The organism is Lacrimispora sp. 38-1 (genome assembly GCF_049890855.1).
Taxonomy (GTDB): Bacteria; Bacillota; Clostridia; order Lachnospirales; family Lachnospiraceae; genus Lacrimispora.
In genome coordinates this window covers 1-19,623 of sequence record NZ_JBANEW010000064.1, presented here as the reverse complement: position 1 = coordinate 19,623, position 19,623 = coordinate 1, and the positions used below count along the sequence as shown (strand labels likewise).

The 19,623-nt window shown below is 44.3% G+C and carries 20 protein-coding genes; 18 read left to right on the top strand and 2 right to left on the bottom strand.

From position 1 onward, the window contains the following. The first annotated feature begins 2 nt into the window (after positions 1-2). From trpS to V7D18_RS19020, 12 genes are all read left to right on the top strand, one after another. Positions 3-1,094, top strand: coding sequence for a tryptophan--tRNA ligase (gene trpS, locus V7D18_RS19075; RefSeq protein ID WP_426156529.1), 1,092 nt, complete (start codon positions 3-5; stop codon positions 1,092-1,094). Between the two features lie 8 nt (positions 1,095-1,102). Further along, on the top strand, positions 1,103-1,345 hold the full coding sequence (locus tag V7D18_RS19070) for an RDAC family protein (protein ID WP_426156527.1): 243 nt from the start codon (positions 1,103-1,105) through the stop codon (positions 1,343-1,345). Positions 1,346-1,570: 225 nt separating this feature from the next. Continuing rightward, positions 1,571-2,134: an alkyl hydroperoxide reductase subunit C gene (gene ahpC / locus V7D18_RS19065; protein WP_117417923.1), complete on the top strand. Its 564-nt coding sequence runs from the start codon at positions 1,571-1,573 to the stop codon at positions 2,132-2,134. 12 nt (positions 2,135-2,146) lie between these two features. Further along, on the top strand, positions 2,147-3,787 hold the full coding sequence (locus tag V7D18_RS19060; RefSeq protein ID WP_426156524.1) for an FAD-dependent oxidoreductase: 1,641 nt from the start codon (positions 2,147-2,149) through the stop codon (positions 3,785-3,787). Between the two features lie 19 nt (positions 3,788-3,806). Next, positions 3,807-5,105: a phosphopyruvate hydratase gene (gene eno / locus V7D18_RS19055; RefSeq protein WP_426156637.1), complete on the top strand. Its 1,299-nt coding sequence runs from the start codon at positions 3,807-3,809 to the stop codon at positions 5,103-5,105. A gap of 206 nt (positions 5,106-5,311) precedes the next feature. Further along, positions 5,312-5,959: an MBL fold metallo-hydrolase gene (locus V7D18_RS19050; protein ID WP_426156523.1), complete on the top strand. Its 648-nt coding sequence runs from the start codon at positions 5,312-5,314 to the stop codon at positions 5,957-5,959. A 17-nt stretch (positions 5,960-5,976) separates the two neighbouring features. Beyond that, on the top strand, positions 5,977-6,561 hold the full coding sequence (locus tag V7D18_RS19045; protein ID WP_426156521.1) for a 4'-phosphopantetheinyl transferase family protein: 585 nt from the start codon (positions 5,977-5,979) through the stop codon (positions 6,559-6,561). Between the two features lie 99 nt (positions 6,562-6,660). Next, positions 6,661-8,223 (top strand): metallophosphoesterase, encoded by a 1,563-nt coding sequence (locus V7D18_RS19040; protein WP_426156520.1) that lies wholly within the window; start codon positions 6,661-6,663, stop codon positions 8,221-8,223. Then, on the top strand, positions 8,204-9,106 hold the full coding sequence (locus tag V7D18_RS19035; protein WP_426156519.1) for a DMT family transporter: 903 nt from the start codon (positions 8,204-8,206) through the stop codon (positions 9,104-9,106). Before V7D18_RS19040 ends, V7D18_RS19035 begins: the two co-directional genes overlap by 20 nt. A gap of 74 nt (positions 9,107-9,180) precedes the next feature. Next, positions 9,181-10,035, top strand: coding sequence for a MurR/RpiR family transcriptional regulator (locus V7D18_RS19030; RefSeq protein ID WP_426156517.1), 855 nt, complete (start codon positions 9,181-9,183; stop codon positions 10,033-10,035). Between the two features lie 280 nt (positions 10,036-10,315). Further along, the gene (gene pfkB / locus V7D18_RS19025; protein ID WP_426156515.1) at positions 10,316-11,233 is read left to right on the top strand and encodes a 1-phosphofructokinase; all 918 of its coding nucleotides are present in this window, start codon (positions 10,316-10,318) and stop codon (positions 11,231-11,233) included. Beyond that, on the top strand, positions 11,233-13,131 hold the full coding sequence (locus V7D18_RS19020) for a PTS fructose transporter subunit IIABC (protein WP_426156514.1): 1,899 nt from the start codon (positions 11,233-11,235) through the stop codon (positions 13,129-13,131). Before pfkB ends, V7D18_RS19020 begins: the two co-directional genes overlap by 1 nt. Before the next feature lie 22 nt (positions 13,132-13,153). Here V7D18_RS19020 and V7D18_RS19015 read toward each other — a convergent pair whose 3' ends face one another. Then, positions 13,154-13,342: a hypothetical protein gene (locus V7D18_RS19015; protein ID WP_426156512.1), complete on the bottom strand. Its 189-nt coding sequence runs from the start codon at positions 13,340-13,342 to the stop codon at positions 13,154-13,156. A 166-nt stretch (positions 13,343-13,508) separates the two neighbouring features. Here V7D18_RS19015 and V7D18_RS19010 point away from each other — a divergent pair, with 166 nt between their 5' ends. The 5 genes from V7D18_RS19010 to V7D18_RS18990 all read left to right on the top strand — a co-directional run bounded on the left by V7D18_RS19010 (position 13,509) and on the right by V7D18_RS18990 (position 17,600). Continuing rightward, a complete protein-coding gene (locus V7D18_RS19010; protein WP_426156510.1) occupies positions 13,509-14,162 on the top strand; it encodes an HAD family hydrolase in 654 nt (217 codons plus the stop codon). 77 nt (positions 14,163-14,239) lie between these two features. Continuing rightward, a complete protein-coding gene (locus tag V7D18_RS19005; protein WP_426156508.1) occupies positions 14,240-15,271 on the top strand; it encodes an LCP family protein in 1,032 nt (343 codons plus the stop codon). Between the two features lie 103 nt (positions 15,272-15,374). Beyond that, positions 15,375-16,730, top strand: coding sequence for a TrkH family potassium uptake protein (locus V7D18_RS19000; RefSeq protein WP_426156507.1), 1,356 nt, complete (start codon positions 15,375-15,377; stop codon positions 16,728-16,730). Between the two features lie 17 nt (positions 16,731-16,747). Beyond that, the gene (locus V7D18_RS18995) at positions 16,748-17,401 is read left to right on the top strand and encodes a potassium channel family protein (protein WP_426156505.1); all 654 of its coding nucleotides are present in this window, start codon (positions 16,748-16,750) and stop codon (positions 17,399-17,401) included. 16 nt (positions 17,402-17,417) lie between these two features. Continuing rightward, entirely contained in the window at positions 17,418-17,600 is a 183-nt protein-coding gene (locus tag V7D18_RS18990; protein WP_426156503.1) for a FeoB-associated Cys-rich membrane protein, read from the top strand. Positions 17,601-17,662: 62 nt separating this feature from the next. Here V7D18_RS18990 and V7D18_RS18985 read toward each other — a convergent pair whose 3' ends face one another. Continuing rightward, positions 17,663-18,688 (bottom strand): PTS transporter subunit IIC, encoded by a 1,026-nt coding sequence (locus V7D18_RS18985; protein ID WP_426156501.1) that lies wholly within the window; start codon positions 18,686-18,688, stop codon positions 17,663-17,665. A gap of 244 nt (positions 18,689-18,932) precedes the next feature. Between V7D18_RS18985 and V7D18_RS18980 the strand changes: the two genes are divergently transcribed. After that, positions 18,933-19,623, top strand: a 691-nt coding sequence (locus tag V7D18_RS18980; protein ID WP_426156499.1) for a CobW family GTP-binding protein, incomplete at its 3' end; no start/stop codon positions are given.

Genomic DNA, 19,623 nt, shown 5'->3' with positions numbered 1-19,623 from the left:
AAATGGGAAAGATTATTTTAACGGGGGACAGACCCACCGGAAAGCTTCATATCGGACATTACGTGGGTTCGCTGAGGCGCAGGGTGGAATTGCAGAATTCCGGCGAATTTGACGAAATTTTTATTATGATTGCGGATGCCCAGGCATTGACGGATAATGCGGATAATCCGGAAAAGGTTCGTCAGAACATCATTGAGGTAGCGCTGGATTATCTTGCATGCGGACTGGATCCCAGTAAGAGTACGTTGTTCATCCAGTCTCAGATACCCCAGCTTACAGAGCTTAGCTTCTATTATATGAACCTGGTAACCGTTTCAAGACTTCAGCGCAATCCTACCGTAAAATCTGAGATTGCCATGAGAAATTTTGAAACCAGCATTCCTGTGGGCTTCTTTACGTATCCCATCAGCCAGGCAGCCGATATTACAGCATTTAAGGCAACCACAGTTCCTGTAGGAGAAGATCAGGAGCCTATGATTGAGCAGACAAGGGAGATTGTGCGGAAATTCAATTCCGTTTACGGAGAAGCTCTGGTTGAGCCCGACATTCTTCTTCCGGATAATCAGGCGTGCCTGCGTCTTCCTGGAACAGATGGAAAGGCCAAGATGAGCAAATCCCTTGGAAACTGTATCTACTTATCCGATTCGGAAGAAGAGGTTAAGAAAAAGGTGATGAGCATGTACACAGATCCCGACCACCTTATGGTTTCCGATCCCGGAAAAGTGGAGGGCAATACGGTATTTACCTATCTGGATGCATTCTGCAGGGAAGAAGATTTTAAAGAATATTTACCGGATTACAAGAATCTTGATGAGCTGAAGGAACACTATCAGAGAGGCGGACTTGGAGACGTTAAGGTAAAAAGATTTTTAAACAGCGTGCTGCAGGCGGAGTTAGAACCCATCAGAAAAAGAAGAAAAGAATACGAAGCAGATATTCCTTACGTATATCAGATCTTAAAAGAGGGAAGCCGGAAAGCAGAAGCAGTGGCTGCAGATACCTTAAAAGAGGTAAAGGAAGCCATGAAGATCAACTATTTTGACGATATGGAACTGATCGGAGAACAGGCAAAGCGGTTTAAAGGCCAGGAATAGAGGAAGCCATGAAGATCGTATCGTTTGGTGAGATACTGGAATGCAATCAGCTTTTAAAAGACAGCGGGCTGGAATTTAAGATTCATTTAAGAGATGCCTGCGGCAAACAGTCCTGCTTTGTGGAATCACTAAGTGACAGCAATGGGACTAAGCAGTATCAGGCGCTTTATGAGACACTGGAAGCGTATTTTGAAAAACTGCGTTTTCGGTTGGAGTATAATGCGGATAAAACGGACTTCTGGATGATTTAACTCCGGAAACTGGAATGCCGGAGCAGCTGCAAAGGAGAAATTTCTTTGCACTTCTCCGGCTTTTTTGTCTTTATAATAAAATAATAATTATTATCGATATTGTTTATTGAATTTTCTGGAAAACTATGCTATGATAATATTGTGAATTAGGAATAACTAACTCATAAATTTAAATGAAACAAGCCATATTAATTGAGTATAGCGTCAGGAAAGGAGATAGATTGTATGTCATTCATTGGAAAAGAGATCAGTGATTTTAAAGTACAAAGTTTTATAAATGGAGAATTTAAGGAAGTGGTTAAAAAGGATGTTCTGGGAAAGTGGTCCGTATTCTTTTTCTATCCGGCGGATTTTACGTTTGTATGCCCCACGGAACTGGAAGATCTTGCAGATAAATATGAGGATTTTAAAAAGGCGGGCTGTGAAATTTACAGTGTATCCTGTGATACCCATTTTGTTCACAAAGCATGGCATGATGCTTCAAAGACAATTAAAAAGATTAAGTACCCCATGCTTGCGGATCCTACGGGAGCGCTGGCAAGAAGCTTTGATGTTCTGATTGAGGAATCGGGCATGGCAGAACGGGCAACCTTTGTTGTGAATCCGGAAGGCGTGATCGTGGCTTATGAGGTCATCGCCGGCAATGTGGGACGAAATGCAGAGGAACTGTTCCGAAGAGTGGAAGCTTCCCAGTTCGTTGCCAAACACGGAGATGAGGTCTGCCCTGCAAAATGGAAACCAGGAGAAAAGACATTAAAACCCAGCCTGGATTTAGTAGGGCTTTTGTAAAGGCGGGATCTTATGGCTGAACTTTATGACGTAATTATTGCAGGCGCAGGTCCTGCAGGTCTCTCCGCAGCCATTTACGCTGCCAGGGCCAGATTTAAGGTTCTGGTTCTTGAAAAAGAAAAAATCGGCGGACAGATAACCATTACATCGGAAATCGTGAATTATCCCGGAATAGAGAAAACAGACGGTGCGAAGCTGACAGAAAAGATGCGCATCCAGGCTCAAAGCTTTGGCGCGGAATTTCAAATGGCAAAAGTAACAGACTTTGATTTCTCCGGGGATATCCGCATTGTTAAAACGGATAAAGGTGATTATCAGACGCTTGGAATTGTTCTTGCTCTTGGAGCAAACCCCAGAACTCTGGGGTTTGCAGGAGAGAAAGAGTACAAAGGCAGAGGAGTGGCTTACTGTGCAACCTGTGACGGTGAATTTTTTACCGGAATGGATGTATTTGTAATTGGAGGCGGATTTGCAGCGGCAGAGGAAGCTGTATTTCTGACCAAGTATGCAAAAAAGGTCACCATTATTGTAAGAGAAGAGGATTTTACCTGTGCCGCCTCCGTAGCCGATAAGGCTAAGAATCATGAAAAAATTGAAGTGCATTATCAGACAGAGATAGTGGAGGCTGCCGGAGACAGACTGTTAAGAACGGCCCGGTTTAGAGACAGTAAGACCGGAAGAGAATGGAGCTATGAAGCGCCGGAGGGTGAATCCTTTGGTATTTTCGTATTTGCAGGCTATGTACCGGATACTGATCTGGTAAAAGGAAAGCTGGAGCTTGACAGCCAGGGATATCTTATTACAGACCACAATCAGATGACCGGTATTCCGGGAGTGTATGGAGCCGGCGATGTGTGTATCAAAAATTTAAGGCAGGTTGTTACGGCTGTCTCTGATGGAGCAGTTGCTGCAACATCTTTAGAAAAGTATGTTGCTGAAGTATATGAAAAGTTAAACTTATCCCCAAGGGAGCCGTCACCAGAAGGAAAGAACACAAGTGAAGACAGAAAGCAGCCGGAGGAATCAGGGGAAGAGAATTTTATCAATTCTGAGATGAGACAGCAGTTAGAAGCTCTGTTTCAGAAGTTTCAGACGAAAGTAACGGTAAAGGCACTTTTAGATCAAAGCCGGCTTTCGGCCGAAATGGAATCCTTCCTAAAGGAACTTTCAGGAATCTCGGATAAAGTGGAGACAATCACAGAACAGGTATCGGATAAGTCAGAACCTGATGAGGCTCTTCCGGCCCTGTGCGTTTTAAGAGAAGACGGCACTGAAACAGGAATCCGCTTTTATGGAATTCCGGGAGGACACGAGTTTAATTCCTTTGTTATTGGATTATATAATGCAGCGGGACCAGGACAGTCCCTTTCTTCAGAAGAAACTGACAGGATACAAAGGCTGGAAAAACAGCTTGATATTAAAATTGCAGTGTCATTATCCTGTACCATGTGCCCGACTACGGTTATGTCTGCGGGAAGAATTGCGGCTGACAGCAGGAAAGTGAAGGCCTGGACTTATGATCTGGCCTATTATCCGGAATTAAAGAAACGATATCAGATTATGAGTGTTCCCTGTATGATTATCAATGATGAGATTGTAGAATTTGGGAAGAAGTCCGTAGAGGAACTTCTGACCGTTCTGGAAAGCATATAAAAGAAAAGGAGAAATCATGATGAATTATCTGGAAATTGAAAAGGTCATTGGAAGAGAAATTATTGACTCAAGAGGAAACCCTACCGTTGAAGCGGAGGTTCATCTGGCAGATGGAACCATTGCCACAGGAGCAGCGCCAAGCGGAGCCTCTACCGGCGAGTTTGAAGCTTTGGAGTTAAGAGACGGGGATAAGACCCGTTACGGCGGTAAAGGTGTTTTAAATGCAGTTCACAATATCAACACAGTCATTCATTATGCACTGGTCGGCATGGACGCATCCGATATCTATGGAATAGACAAGGCCATGATCACAGCTGATGGGACACCGGACAAATCAAGACTGGGAGCCAATGCCATTCTTGCAGTATCCATTGCCTGTGCAAGGGCGGCAGCAGTCAGCATGGGAATTCCCCTTTACCGGTTCCTGGGAGGGATCACAGGCAACCGCCTTCCTGTTCCCATGATGAACATTTTAAACGGAGGAGCTCATGCAGCCAATACCGTAGATGTTCAGGAGTTTATGATTATGCCTGCAGGTGCTCCAAGCTTTAAGGAAGGTCTTCGCTGGTGTACAGAGGTGTTCCATTGTCTGGCATCAATTTTAAAGGCAAAAGGTCTTGCCACCTCAGTGGGTGACGAGGGAGGCTTCGCTCCTGACCTGGAGAGTGATGATGCAGCTATTGAACTTATTCTGGAAGCAGTGAGAAAAGCAGGTTATGAGCCGGGACGTGATTTTGTACTTGCCATGGATGCTGCTTCCAGCGAGTGGAAAGGGGAAGGCAAAGGACAGTATGTTCTTCCCAAATCCGGCAAGCATTACACTTCTGAGGAACTGATTGAACACTGGAAACAGCTTTGCGATAAGTATCCCATTTATTCCATTGAGGATGCACTGGATGAAGAGGATTGGGATGGCTGGAAACTCCTGACAAAAGAGCTTGGAAACAGGATCCAGCTGGTAGGAGATGATTTATTTGTTACCAATACAGAGCGTCTGAAAAAGGGTATCACAGAAGGATGCGGCAACTCCATCCTCATTAAGCTCAATCAGATCGGGTCTGTATCAGAGACTCTGGAAGCCATTAAGATGGCCCACCGTGCAGGTTATACTGCCATTGCTTCCCATCGTTCCGGTGAGACAGAGGATACTACCATTTCAGATCTGGCTGTGGCGTTAAATACCTGTCAGATTAAAACCGGAGCCCCAAGCAGAAGCGAACGTGTTGCAAAATACAACCAGCTGCTTCGGATTGAGGAGGAACTTGGTGAGAGCGCTGTTTACCCCGGAATGGATGCATTTCATATCCGCCGTTCATAAATAAGAGTAAGTAAAACCTGCAGGTGTAAGAAGCCTGCAGGTCTTTTTTTCGTATTTTGGCAAAAGGATTTGATGTATCAGGAAATAAATGATATGCTTATGAAACCGGTGGAATATCAGAGACACTTTTTCAATAGAATGAACAGTGATACCCGTTATAAAAATGGGAGTAAGTGGGATTGTATGGGAAAGTGGGAGAATGATAGATGGCGGAAATAAAAAGAATCAGGTGCGGAAGTGAGAACTGCTATCTGATAGAAAAAAACGGAAGAGCCATTCTGATCGATACCGGTAGAAAAGGCTTTGAAGATAAGATTCTTACCCAGTGCAAAAAACACAGGGTAGAACTCATTATTCTGACTCATGGTCATATAGAACAGGTACAGAATGCGTCTCATTTATCAAAAGAGTTAAAAGCCCCTCTGGCAATTCACAGGGATGATATGGGGATTATTAAGGATAATTTTAAGGAGCCCGTTTCTTATCAGGGGCTTTTAGGGATGGTAGTCGCCGATGTTGCAGTAAAAAACTTTGAAGAATCGGTGATTTCTGATTTTACACCTGATATTTTTATAAAAGAGGGAGACCGGCTTGATGAATATGGTATTGACGGGACAATCCTTGAACTTCCCGGCCATACAAGAGGCTCCATCGGGCTGGAACTGGAGAAGCGGGCTGTATTTGTGGGAGATGCCCTGATGAACTTATTTTATCCGGGACTTCCCATGATTTACAGTGACCGGGAAGCAATGATAAGAAGTGCGGAGAAAATCAGCGCTCTTGGTGCAAGAAAAATTTATTTCTGCCACGGTAACCCGTCAGAAAACAGAACCTGGATTCAGACGGAAAATTAAACAGAGGATGTTTTAGAATGATAAAAGTTTACGTAGAAGAATTTGATCTGACAGAGGGAGAGAATAAGCGCGAAAGGGAGCATCGGGAGGGAGAGCTTCTTTTACGAAAGGGCTTAAAGAAAGACTATGGGATTGATTATGGAGACGGCATTCCTGTTCCTGTTTTAAAAGGCGGGCACGGAAAGCCTCAATTAAAGGATTATCCCCATATCTTCCATAACATCAGTCATACGGATGGGCTGGCTGCGTGTGGGCTGGGAGATGTGCCTGTGGGCATTGATGTGGAATTAATCCGCCCATTTTCGGAGAAGATCATACGGAAAGTGATGTCAGAACAGGAAAAGGAGCAGTTTGGCAAGCTAAAGGGTGAGGAGCGGACTGCTTTCTTTTTTAAGATCTGGACATTAAAGGAGAGCTATGTAAAAGCAGCAGGGTGGGGGATCACCATTCCCCTCACGGATTTTTCCTTTTACCTGGGACCGGAGGGTGTTACATGCTCTGTTCCCGGCGTGCAGGTGGTTCAGTATTGTCTGAAGGAAAGATATATTTTGTCTTTATGTTTGTTGGAGCAGACGGAGATCTGTTTTGATAAAATATTATAAGACATGGAAAAACTCATTTGAAGTTGCCCCTGGAACAAAAACGTGCTATGATTCCATGTGGAGAACCGGAAGGACCAGAGAGGATCTTTATGGAATCAGATGAATAAGCGAAAGAAAAATATACTTCTGGTTTGTATTTATGCGATTATGCTTCTGCTGTGCTTTTTTATTGTCCTGCTGATACAGAAACTGAATTCTCCCCATACAGAAAAGGGCGGGGAGAGCCAGGCACCTGTAGAAAGCACAGCGGTACCCTATACAGAAGAAGAACCGGAAACAGAGAGAGAAACCGGAGAGAATACCGGTAAGGAAGAAGATACACAAGAGGAAGGGCACCGTGCATCGGCGGTTAAGCCCGATTTGAAGGGGGAAGAACCGGAAGAGAAGGTGAAACCATACGTGCCTCCTGTCATTGTGATTGCATCGGATGTTCATTATTTTTCACCGGAGCTGACGGATTACGGCGAAGCTTTTGGTGAACTGGAAAAACGGGATGACGGAAAAGCGGTCCGCTATATTCCCCAGATTATGGATGCATTTACAGACCAGATGGAGAAAAAGAAACCAACAGCAGTGATTTTAAGCGGAGATTTAACTTTAAACGGAGAAAAAAAGGGACATGAGGCGCTGGCAGAAAAATTAACGGCTCTGGAAGAGAAGGGAGTTAAGGTTCTTGTTATACCTGGAAACCACGATATTAACAATCACGCGGCAGCCTCCTATTTCGGTAAAGAGAAGGAACCGGTCCAGGAAGCCAGTGAAAAGGATTTCTATGATATATACCGCAGATTTGGATATGATCAGGCCAGGAGTCTGGATCAGAATTCTCTCAGCTACGTCTATGAACTGGATGAAAAGAACTGGCTCCTTATGGTGGATTCCGCCCAGTATGAGCCTTACAACAAAGTAGGGGGAAGAATTAAGGAAGAGACCCTTGACTGGATGAAGACCCAGCTGGAAGAAGCAAAAGAACTGGGTGTAACGGTGGTGGTAATTGCCCACCATAACCTTTTAAAAGAGAGCATCTTATATCCGGAGGACTGTACGCTGGAAAACAGCGGGGAAGTGGTCAGTCTGCTGGAAAGCTTCCGTGTCCCGCTCTACATAAGCGGTCATCTTCATTTACAGAAGACCAAGACTTACAAACAGGAGCCTGGTGAAACAGGGGCGGATTACCACATCAGTGAAGTTGTGGCCAATTCCTTTGCCATAAGCCCCAACCAGTACGGTGTCCTGACCTGGACCGGTGATAACCGGCTGGTTTACACAACGGAACAGACCGATGTGGAGGACTGGGGAAAGAAAACCGGTACTATGGATGAAAATCTGCTTCATTTCAACGGGTATGCAGAAAAAAGCTTAAAAGATGTGGTGTATGAACAGGTGAGCAGCCAGATTAAGAATCTTCCCAACGAGCAGATTGAGCAGATGGCAAAGCTGTATGGAGATTTAAACAGCGATTACTGTGCGGGAAAACCCATAGATGCAAAAGAGATTAAATCCACCGCTGCATACCGGCTGTGGCAGAGGAATCTGCCGGACAGCCGCCTGTTTGCCCAGATTGATGAAATTTTAAGAGATACGTCATCGGATCATAATACCTGGGAAGGCACAACACAAGATACGAAAGAGGATGACAGCAATGAAGTTGACAGAGAATAAAAGCCTTGGAAGGGGAAGCGTTCTTACGATATCAGGCGGGGTTTTATGGGGAATATCGGGAACCTGCGGGCAGTATCTTTTACAGGTGAAAGGGCTTGCTTCAGACTGGCTGGTTCCCATACGTTTACTGTGTGCGGGAATATTGCTGCTGTTTTTCTGTTTTATGAAACAGGGGAAGCAGATTTTTGCGCCGTATAAAGACGTCAAAGATACAAGAGATTTATTTATTTTCGGCATGGTCGGGATGTCCATGTGCCAGTATACCTATTTCACAGCCATTGGTTATTCCAATGCAGGGACAGCGACTGTGCTTCAGTACATAGGCCCTGTTCTCATTATGCTTTATGTTTCTGTGCGTGCGGGGAAAATACCGGAGAAACACGAACTTCTCGCTGCAGCACTTGCCACGGCAGGAACTTTTCTGCTGGCGACTCACGGAAAACCGGGAAGCCTTGCGATCTCAGATCAGGCTCTTTTCTGGGGACTCTGCTCTGCGGCGGCTCTGGCGGTTTACACCACCCAGCCGGGCAGGCTTTTAAGAAAGTACGGATCTATGGTAATTGCAGCATGGGGAATGCTGATTGGGGGTATTCTGCTGAGCCTGATTTTCCGCCCATGGGAGAAGACGGTACCGCTTGATGCAGCGACAGCGGCCTTCATGGGGATTATTATCCTGTTTGGCACGGTGATCGCATTTGCCTGTTATCTGGAGGGCGTAAACTGTGTGGGCCCTAAGAAGGGAAGTCTGCTGGCATCGGTAGAGCCTGTGTCAGCTACTGTGTTCTCTGTCCTTTTTATGGGAGTTAATTTTGGATTAATGGATCTGTTTGGATTTGTATGCATTATTTCTACTGTCTTTCTTCTGACATCCGGGAAAGAATAGTTCATGCTTTACATTTTATTTCATATCCTTTATAATGATGAAATAATATTACATGAATTAGAGGTAAACGTTATATGCAGGAAAGTATAAGTGTGTCCGGTGTTCTCTGCTCATCCTATGATTCTTTTTTTGAGGCAGAGAAAAAGATTGCGGATTTTATTCTCTCAAATAAAGGTGATATCATTGACATGACGGTGGCAGAACTGGCTCTTGCAAGCGGAACAAGCGATGCGACGGTCTCCAGATTCTGCAGAAGATGCGGATTTAATGGTTTTCACCATTTAAAGATTAATCTGGCAAAAGAGGTGGCTGAGGAACGTGGCAACTCCATTGAGGTTTCCAATGACATCAGCCGTGAGAATATAAGCCAGTCTCTTCAGAATATTCTGGCTAACAAGGTCACGGAACTGACTCAGACGATTTCCATGATGGATCCGGAAGAACTTGAGAAGATCTTATCCATTGTGGAAAAAGCCAGATCGGTTCAGCTGGTGGCAGTGGGCAATACCATTCCTGTGGCTCTCGACGGCGCCTTTAAGTTCAATCAACTGGGGATAGCTGCTGTTTCAGGGACAATCTGGGAAACCCAGATGGCATATACCTGCAATATGGGACCGGAGGATGCGGTCATTATCATTTCAAACTCCGGCTTTTCCAAACGCCTTATGACTCTGGTGGCAGTGGCGAAGGAAAACCGTGTGCCAACCATTGCAATTACGAATAACCCATCATCCCCTCTGGGACAGGCCTGCGAACGTCACATCACGACTGCTACCAGGGAAAAGCTTCTTTTGGGTGAATTTTGTTTTTCCAGGGTTTCTGCAACGACAGTGATGGAAATTTTATATCTCTTTTTGTCAGTCAGTAAGAAGAATTCCCATGATCATATCAGACGCCACGAAATTGCAATCTCTGATGATAAAAAATAATAAACGATTTGAAAAAATCAGAAAGGAGAACCGAAAGGTTCTCTTTTTTTGATGGAAAGGATGAATTGCCGCTGTTTCTTTTGGGAACACTGGAATATGGGTAAATAGCACAAAAGACAAAAGAAAAAAATGGATTGATTTATTACTAATTGTGCAAAGCGCCGAAATGACACAAGAAATAATATTTCTTTCACAAACATATTGACGAAATAAAACAATCGTATTATAGTATAGACGAGGGGATGAAATAAAATTTTATATATAGAAGGAGCAGTGATATATGATTTACACGGTAACATTTAATCCAGCTCTCGATTATGTCGTAAAAGTAGATCACTTCACACTGGGATCAGTCAACCGAACGGAGCAGGAAGACATTTACTGCGGAGGCAAGGGACTGAATGTTTCAACGGTTCTGGCCACGCTTGGATACGGGAATACTGCGTTGGGATTTGTTGCAGGATTTACCGGAGACGAGATCGAACGCAGAGTGAAAAACCTGGGATTTCGAAGTGATTTTATCCATGTTAAAAATGGAATGTCAAGAATTAATGTAAAGCTCAAATCCGGTGAGGAAACAGAGATTAACGGAATCGGTCCTGAGATTACGAAAAAAGATGTGGAGCAGCTTTATGAAAAGCTTGACTGTCTTTCAGACGGAGACATGTTAATCCTTTCAGGAAGTATTCCTGCATCACTCAATGATGATATTTATGAGAGAATCATGGAGTATTTAGATAAAAAGGGAATTCGCATTGTCGTGGACGCGACCCGTGATTTACTTTCAAATGTTCTTTTTTATCACCCATTTCTGATAAAGCCGAACAATCACGAACTAGGGGAGATGTTCGGTGTGACACTGGAAAGTGTAGATGAAATTATTCATTACGGAAAGCTCCTTCAGGAGAAAGGTGCAGAAAATGTACTGATTTCCATGGCGGGAGACGGTGCCGTCCTGATTACCCAGACGGGAGAGGTATTTAAGATGGGAGTTCCATCCGGAACCGTGAAAAATTCTGTTGGAGCCGGAGATTCCATGGTTGCAGGCTTTGTTGCAGGCTATCTGGAAAACGGCAGTTATGAACACGCTCTGCGTCTTGGAAGCGCTGCCGGAAGTGCAACTGCATTTTCGGAAGGTCTTGCAGGGAAGGAAGATATCATGAAGCTTTATGATGAATTATTGAAGGAGGGGTATTGATGAAGATTACAGACTTACTGAAAAAGGAAAGTGTGGAGCTTGGGGTAAATGTTTCCAGTAAGGAAGCGGCCATCGACCGGTTGGTGGATTTAATGAATGCGTCCGGCAGACTGGCAGACAAAGCTGCCTATAAAGAAGGCATTCTGGCAAGAGAGGCTCTTGGCAGTACGGCAGTGGGAGATGGAATTGCCATTCCTCATGCAAAGGTAGCTGCGGTAAAAGAGCCGGGACTTGCAGCGATTGTGGTACCGGATGGAGTGGACTACGATGCCTACGACGGTTCCCTGTCCAGGATAATTTTTATGATTGCAGCACCGGATGGAGAAGCAGATGTTCATCTGGAGGCATTGTCCAAATTATCCACTCTGTTAATGGATCCTGATTTTAAGGAATCTTTGATCCATGCTGGTTCAAAGGAAGAATTCTTACGCCTTATTGATGAAAAGGAAGCAGGAAAAGCCGCAAAACCAAAGGAAGCAAAGAGCGGTTACCGTGTTCTGGCAGTAACAGCCTGCCCCACAGGAATTGCACATACCTTTATGGCAGCTGAGAACTTAGAACAGAAGGGGAAGAAACTTGGAATTCCTCTTAAGGCAGAAACAAACGGCGCAGAAGGTGTTGGCAATGCTCTGACAAAAGAGGAAATTGCAGCAGCTGACGGCATCATCATCGCAGCCGATAAGAACGTGGATATGTCCCGTTTTGACGGAAAGCGGGTTGTTGTGGCAACTGTTTCGGAAGGAATCCAAAAAGGAGAAGAACTGATTAAGCGTGCGGTGAGCAGTGAAACACCGGTATACCGCTATAATGGTCCTGCTTCTTCCGGAGAGGATTCCAGACAGGAAGGATTTGGACGTTCCATTTACAAACATTTAATGAACGGCGTTTCCCATATGCTTCCGTTTGTAATCGGCGGCGGTATTTTAATCGCACTGGCATTTCTGTTTGATGATTATTCCATTGATCCATCTAATTTTGGTAAAAATACACCTCTCGCGGCTTATTTAAAGACCATCGGAGAGCAGGCATTTGGCATGATGCTCCCGGTTCTGGCAGGTTATATTGCCATGAGTATTGCTGACCGTCCCGGTCTGGCAGTCGGTTTTGTCGGCGGCCTGATCGCTAAAATGGGCGCTACATTTGCAAACCCTGCAGGCGGAAGTGTAAACTCCGGATTTTTAGGAGCACTGCTCGCTGGTTTTATCGGCGGTTATATTGTTCTGTTATTAAAGAATGCATTTAAAAAGCTTCCAAAGTCCTTAGAGGGAATCAAACCGGTTCTTCTTTATCCGCTGATTGGTATCCTCCTTGTATCCGTAGTAACCACCTTTATCAATCCTTTTGTAGGCGCTATTAATGACGGTCTGACAAGTCTGTTAAACGGAATGGGCGGAACAAGCAAAATTATTCTTGGAGCAGTTGTTGGAGGCATGATGTCAGTCGATATGGGCGGTCCGGTTAACAAGGCAGCTTATGTATTTGGTACGGCACAGCTGGCAGAAGGAAACTTTGATATCATGGCTGCAGTAATGGCAGGCGGTATGGTTCCACCCATTGCAATCGCACTCTGCACCACATTCTTTAAGAAGAAATTTACAGATAAAGAGCGTCAGTCCGGTCTGGTAAACTATATTATGGGACTGTCCTTTATCTCCGAAGGTGCAATCCCATTTGCAGCAGCGGATCCTCTTCGTGTGATCCCGTCCTGTATGATTGGTTCTGCAGTAGCAGGCGGTCTTTCCATGGCGCTTGGCTGTACCTTAAGAGCTCCTCACGGCGGAATCTTTGTTCTTCCTACAATCGGCAATCCGTTTGGTTATTTAATTGCAATCATTGTTGGTTCTTTTGCAGGCTGCCTTGTGCTTGCGGCTTTAAAGAAAAACCTGCAGTCTGAATGATTAGAGTAAAAAAATGCCCCTGTCAGTATGACAGGGGTGTTTGATTTTCTGCCAGAACGTTGTCTAAATTTCGATTGACTTCAACGGAAGGAAGACTTTCCGGAGCTGCTTTGCGGATCCTGTACCAGTTTACGGCTGTAAAAACGGCAATCATCAGGATTGCAAATGCCAGAATCAATCCGATAGCCCAGTACCTGTAATGTCTATTCATAAAATACTCCTCTTTTATCTGTATGGGATATTGAAAGTATGGACGGATACGGTACGGATATACGAAAAAATACCAAAAAGTGTTGATTATTAACCGGACAGGAAGTACAATTTTTCTTAGGAAGACATAAAGAGACGAATGAAGCACTGCAGTGAGGAGGCAGAACATGTATAAAAGCTGTATATTCGATTTAGACGGAACGATCATTGATACAATCCAGTCCATGACTCACAGCATCAGCCTGACTATGGGCAGCTTTGGATTTGCTCCCGTTGATGAGGCACATACCAAACAGTTCGTAGGTGATGGATATCGCAGGCTAGTGGAACGGGCACTTCTGTTTTCTGGAGATAAAGATCTGGTTCATTATGAGGAGGCGCTTTCTATCTATGAAAAGACCTTCCGGGAAAACTGCCTTTATAAGGTGAAAGCTTATGACGGTATGCCTGAATTTTTAAACTATTTAAAGGAAAAAGGTATTAAAATTGGCGTGCTGACCAATAAGAGTCATGAACGGGCAGTAGAATGTGTGGAGGCTGTTTACGGAAAACATTACTTTGACCAGATCATCGGGGAAGGAAATGGAATAAAGGTGAAGCCGGACCCGGCGGGAGCTCTTTTAATGGCAGAACGTTTTTCCCTGCCGCCTTCTGCCTGTCTGTATTTTGGAGATACAAACACGGATATGAAGACAGGCAGGAATGCAGGCATGGATACGGTTGGGGTAACATGGGGATTTCGGGACAGACAGGAGCTGGAAGCATTTCATCCTGAATATATCATTTCTCATCCCAGTGAGATTCGACATGTTTTTGAATAAAAATCTGAAATAATGGAAAATTAAGGAGAGATATGTAAATGGATCTCTTCTTTTTTTATGAAGAGGATGGAGGAAACATGGCAAATTCGAATTATTTAAAGTGGGGACTGATTATCATAGCATCGGTCTGGGCTTCCTTAATCGGATCAATGATGGGATATGCATGGAACATCGCCCATATGACTCAAAAACTGCCGGAAGTGGAAATGCCTGAAATTAAAAATACCAATATCAGTATTGAGACCCAGGAAAAGATGGAGGGATATTGGACGGTTGCTGTATTTGGAGTGGATTCCAGAGACGGAACCTTGGGAAAGGGAACCAGATCCGATATGCAGATGCTGTTTAATATAAATCTGGGAACAGGGGAAATAAGGGCGGTTTCCGTTTACCGGGATACTTATTTAAAAGTGAATGATAAGGGGCGCTATGATAAGATCAATGAGGCTTACTTTAACGGTGGTCCTGCCCAGGCAGTAGAAGCGCTCACGGATAATCTGGATATTAATATTGATGATTATGCTTCCTTCACCTGGAAAGCAGTCGCAGATGCCATCAATATTCTCGGGGGAATCGATGTGGATATCAGCCACGATGAATTCCGGGTAATCAACGGATTTATCACAGAAACAGTGGAATCCACAGGTGTGGGTTCCCATCATTTAAAAAAGGAAGGACCAAACCATTTAGACGGAGTCCAGGCGGTTGCTTATGCCAGGCTCAGAAAAATGGATACGGATTTTAAACGTACGGAAAGGCAGAGGGAGGTTGCCAATCTGGCACTGAAAAAAGCGAGAGAGGCGGATTTATCAACCTTAAACCGTCTGGCAAATGCCATACTCCCCCAGATATCCACCAGTGTGGGAATGAAGGATATGCTGCCCATCATGAAAAATATAAAGAGATTTCATTTAACAGAGACGGAAGGATTTCCCTCAAAGCTTGCAGATGCAAAAATTAACAGGAGGGACTGTGTAATTCCTGTTAATCTGGAGGATAACGTAAAACGCCTTCATCAGTTTTTATTCGATGATGACCTGTATGAGCCTTCGGATACTGTAAAAAAGACCAGCCGGCAGATTCAGGTAAATGTTAAAAATAAAAGATAATTTTACCTGCAGGATGTTAAAAACTTACCTTTTCCTTTAGAAAGAAATGTGCTATACTATGCTGATGAATCAGCCGTAAGAAAGGAAAGGCATCAGCACTATCATGGATAAAAAACGAAAAAAACGTTTTAAGTGGAATGTGAGCCAGACTCAGTATCTGGCTTATGGTTTCTTAGGGATTATTTTAACCGGGGCACTTCTTCTCATGCTTCCTTTTTCCAGCAAGGACGGGCAGTCAGAGAATTTTATCAATTGCCTCTTTACTGCCACAAGCGCTACCTGTGTAACGGGTCTGGTGGTCCGGGATACCTGGACCCAGTGGTCTTTGTTCGGTCAGATTATAATCATGACAATGATACAGATCGGCGGACTTGGTTTTGTTACAGTGGGAGTATTTATTTCCATCGTGCTGAGACGTAAGATTGGTCTCAGGGAACGCGGGCTTTTGCAGGAAAGCGTGAATACTCTTCAGATTGGCGGAGTGGTCAGACTGGCAAAACGAATCTTAAAAGGAACGTTCCTTTTTGAGAGTGCAGGGGCAATTTTATTATCAATCCGCTTTGTTCCCCAGTTTGGATTATTAAGAGGCGTGTTTTATGGCATTTTTCATTCCGTTTCTGCGTTCTGCAACGCAGGATTTGACTTAATGGGACATATAGAACCTTATAATTCTTTTGTTTCCTATTACGATGACTGGCTGGTTAATCTGGTTATCATGTCATTGATTATTATCGGCGGTATTGGCTTTATTGTATGGGATGATATTTATAAGAATAAGCTGCATGTAAAAAAATATCTCCTTCATACTAAGATTGTACTGGTCACTACCTTCATTCTTGTATTTGGAGGAGGTTTTCTTTTTTATCTGTTAGAAAGAAGCAATCTCCTGGTCGGAATGAACGCAAGCGGTCAGATACTTACATCCCTGTTCAGTTCTGTAACGGCCAGAACGGCAGGATTTAATACGACTGATACCCATGCTTTGACGGATGGCAGCAAGCTTCTTACCATTATTCTCATGTTTATCGGAGGAAGCCCTGGTTCTACTGCAGGAGGAATTAAAACCACCACACTGTTTGTGCTTTTAATGTGCGTTCATTCCAATATCAAGCAGTCTTATGGAGTGAATGTTTTTGGAAGACGTCTGCAGGATGAGGCCATTAAGCGGGCTGGAACTATTTTAACAATCAATCTGTTTCTGGCACTTTTCGCTGCGCTGGTAATTATGGCGAATCAGTCTCTCGGTTTTTCCGACATATTATTTGAGACATTTTCCGCCATCGGTACAGTTGGTATGACAACCGGAATTACCAGAGATTTAAATACATTTTCCAGAGTGATCATCATTTTACTGATGTACTGCGGAAGAATCGGAAGCCTGTCGTTTGCGCTTGCTTTTGTACAAAATCACAGAATTGCTCATGTGGAACAACCCGCAGAAGCGATTAACGTAGGATAAAAGAGAGGGGAATATTCATGAAATCAATTTTAATTATCGGCATGGGCCGGTTTGGGCATCATCTTTGTATTAATATGGCAAACCTTGGCAATGACGTAATGATCGTAGATCAGAAGGAGGAATGCCTGGAGGACCTGCTTCCCTATGTTACCAGTGCAAAGATCGGTGACTGTACCAATGAAACAGTGTTAAGAAGTCTCGGCATTTCCAATTTTGACATCTGCTTTGTATGTATCGGAACTAATTTTCAGAGCAGTCTTGAAATCACCAGTCTGGTGAAGGAACTGGGCGGAAGACGGGTAATCAGCAAGGCAAACAGGGATATTCATGCCAAGTTTCTCTTAAGAAACGGGGCAGATGAAGTAATCTATCCGGACCGTGATATTGCAGAGAAGACAGCTGTCAGGTACAGCACAGACCATGTCTTTGATTACATCGAGCTGACTCCTGAATATTCCATTTATGAGATTCCGCCTCTTCCGGAATGGGTGCATAAAACCATCAGGGAAGTGGATATCAGAAACCGCTACCATATCAGTGTTCTTGGAATTAAACGGGAAGGAAGAGCGCAGCTCATGCCGCCGGCAGATTATATGATCCAGTCACAGGAGCATTTAATGGTAATAGGCAGGAGAGAACATATTGACAGTATATTAAAAGAAATGAAGTAACAGTTTCGGAGGGATTATGTCAGTTTGGCTGGCCCAGAACTGGGCAACAATTGTAATATTAAGTATACTTCTGGTTCTGGTATTTTTTGCGGTCCGCAGTGTTGTAAAGAACAAAGGAAGCTGCGGCAGCGGCGGCTGTGAAAACTGTGCGGGGTGTGGTACAGGCAGGAACAGGCAGAAAAAGAAAAAGGATTCATAAAGTATAAAAACAGGGAACGGGCAGAATGAAATGGTAACTGCCCGTTCCCTGTTTTTATGTTCTTATTTTAAGTCCAGTTTTAAATCACCAAATTTTATCCAGCCTGCTTTTCTTAACAGTTCGCCTGAAACCAGTGTAATGACAGCCGGAAGGAGAAAGCAGACAAATAAAATACCAAGCCACATGGTTTTACCGCCCCCCATGGCTGTATAAACTCCGATGGGACCCACTAACCCGCAGGTTCCCATGCCAGAGCCGGCCGGGATATTTTTCAATTGGAACACCATGGTCGCTATGGGACCGGTAATCATGGAGGCAAGAGTTGGAGGAATCCAGATTTTCGGGTTTTTCACGATATTCCCCATCTGCAGCATGCTGGTTCCAAGACCCTGTGCCATCAGACCTCCGACTCCGTTTTCCCGGAAGGAGAGGATGGCAAACCCCACCATTTGGGCACAGCAGCCTGCTGTTGCAGCACCGCCGGCCAGTCCGTCAAGAGAGAGGGCGATGCAGATGGCCGCACTGCTGATTGGCAGTGTCAGTGCGATGCCGATGAGAGCAGAGACCAGTATGCCCATGTAGAAGGGCTGAAGCTCTGTGGCGGTCTTTACAAGGCTTCCAAACCAGTTCATAAACCCTGCGACACCAGGTCCTATAAACTGAGCAATTAAAACACCGGAAATGATGGTAACTCCCGGTGTTACCAGGATATCCAGCCTGGTTTCCTTTGACACCATTTTTCCAAGCTCTGTGGCAATTACTGTTGCGGCCAGTGCACCTACCGGCCCGCCTAATGCATTGCCTGCAATACCGACGGTAGCTGCAGAGAACAATACCAGCGCAGGTGCATGAAGTGCATAGGCAATTGCCACACCCAGTGCAGCGCCAGTGGCACTTTTTGCATAATCTGCAATTACCTTGAATAGTTCCAGGTTAAGCTGCTGGCCCAGAGTTCCGAAGATGGTTCCGATCAAAAGAGACGCAAAAAGGCCAAATGCCATAGCACCCAATGCGTCAATGAGATAGGTCTGGACCGTAATTGTGACGTTCTTCCTTTTCAGGAATTCTTTTACGCCGCGTTTTTCCATGGTTAAAAATCTCCTTCTGTTGTTTGGTGCACACATTCGACCTTAAGTCAAAGCAGTTGCATGTATTTTATCATAGTATGCCCAAAATTCAAGTTTTTTTTGTATTTCAGCACAAATTTGATAAAACGTTAACAATATGCAGAGAAAAACCCTGGGACCTCTGCTTGACTTTGTTCCCTGTTTGTGACACAATAAGTAGTTGTAGTTCCTGTTAAACTCTGGAAAGAAAGAGGTATTAATTCGTATGACAAAGATTGATATTATATCCGGTTTTCTCGGAGCCGGAAAAACTACTTTTATTAAGAAGCTGCTGCAGGATGCTGTCTCAAGTGAACAGGTTGTCCTGATTGAGAATGAATTTGGTGAGATAGGAATTGATGGCGGCTTTTTAAAGGATGCGGGCGTGGAAATCAGGGAAATGAATTCCGGCTGCATCTGCTGTTCTCTGGTTGGTGATTTCGGACAATCCTTAAAAGAAGTGCTTACAACCTATCATCCGGACCGTATCATCATTGAGCCTTCCGGTGTAGGCAAATTATCAGATGTTATGAAAGCTGTAAAAGATGTGGCAGCTGAAATTCAGGTTACTTTAAACAGTGCAGTTACCATTGTAGATGCCCAGAAATGTAAAATGTACCGGAAGAATTTCGGAGAATTTTTCAACAATCAGATTGAGAATGCCGGAACTGTAGTATTAAGCCGCACAGATATTGCTCCCGCTGACAAAGTAGATCTTGCAGTTGAAATAATCCGGGAACTGAATCCCAGGGCAGTGGTTGTTACAACACCCTGTGAAGAATTATCCGGTAAACAGCTCCTTGAAATAATCGAAAAGTCGGATACCATGGAAGAAGATCTGATGAACGAACTGAAGGCGCATCACGATCATGATCATGACCACGAAGAAGGCAGCTGCGGCTGTGGAAGCCATCACC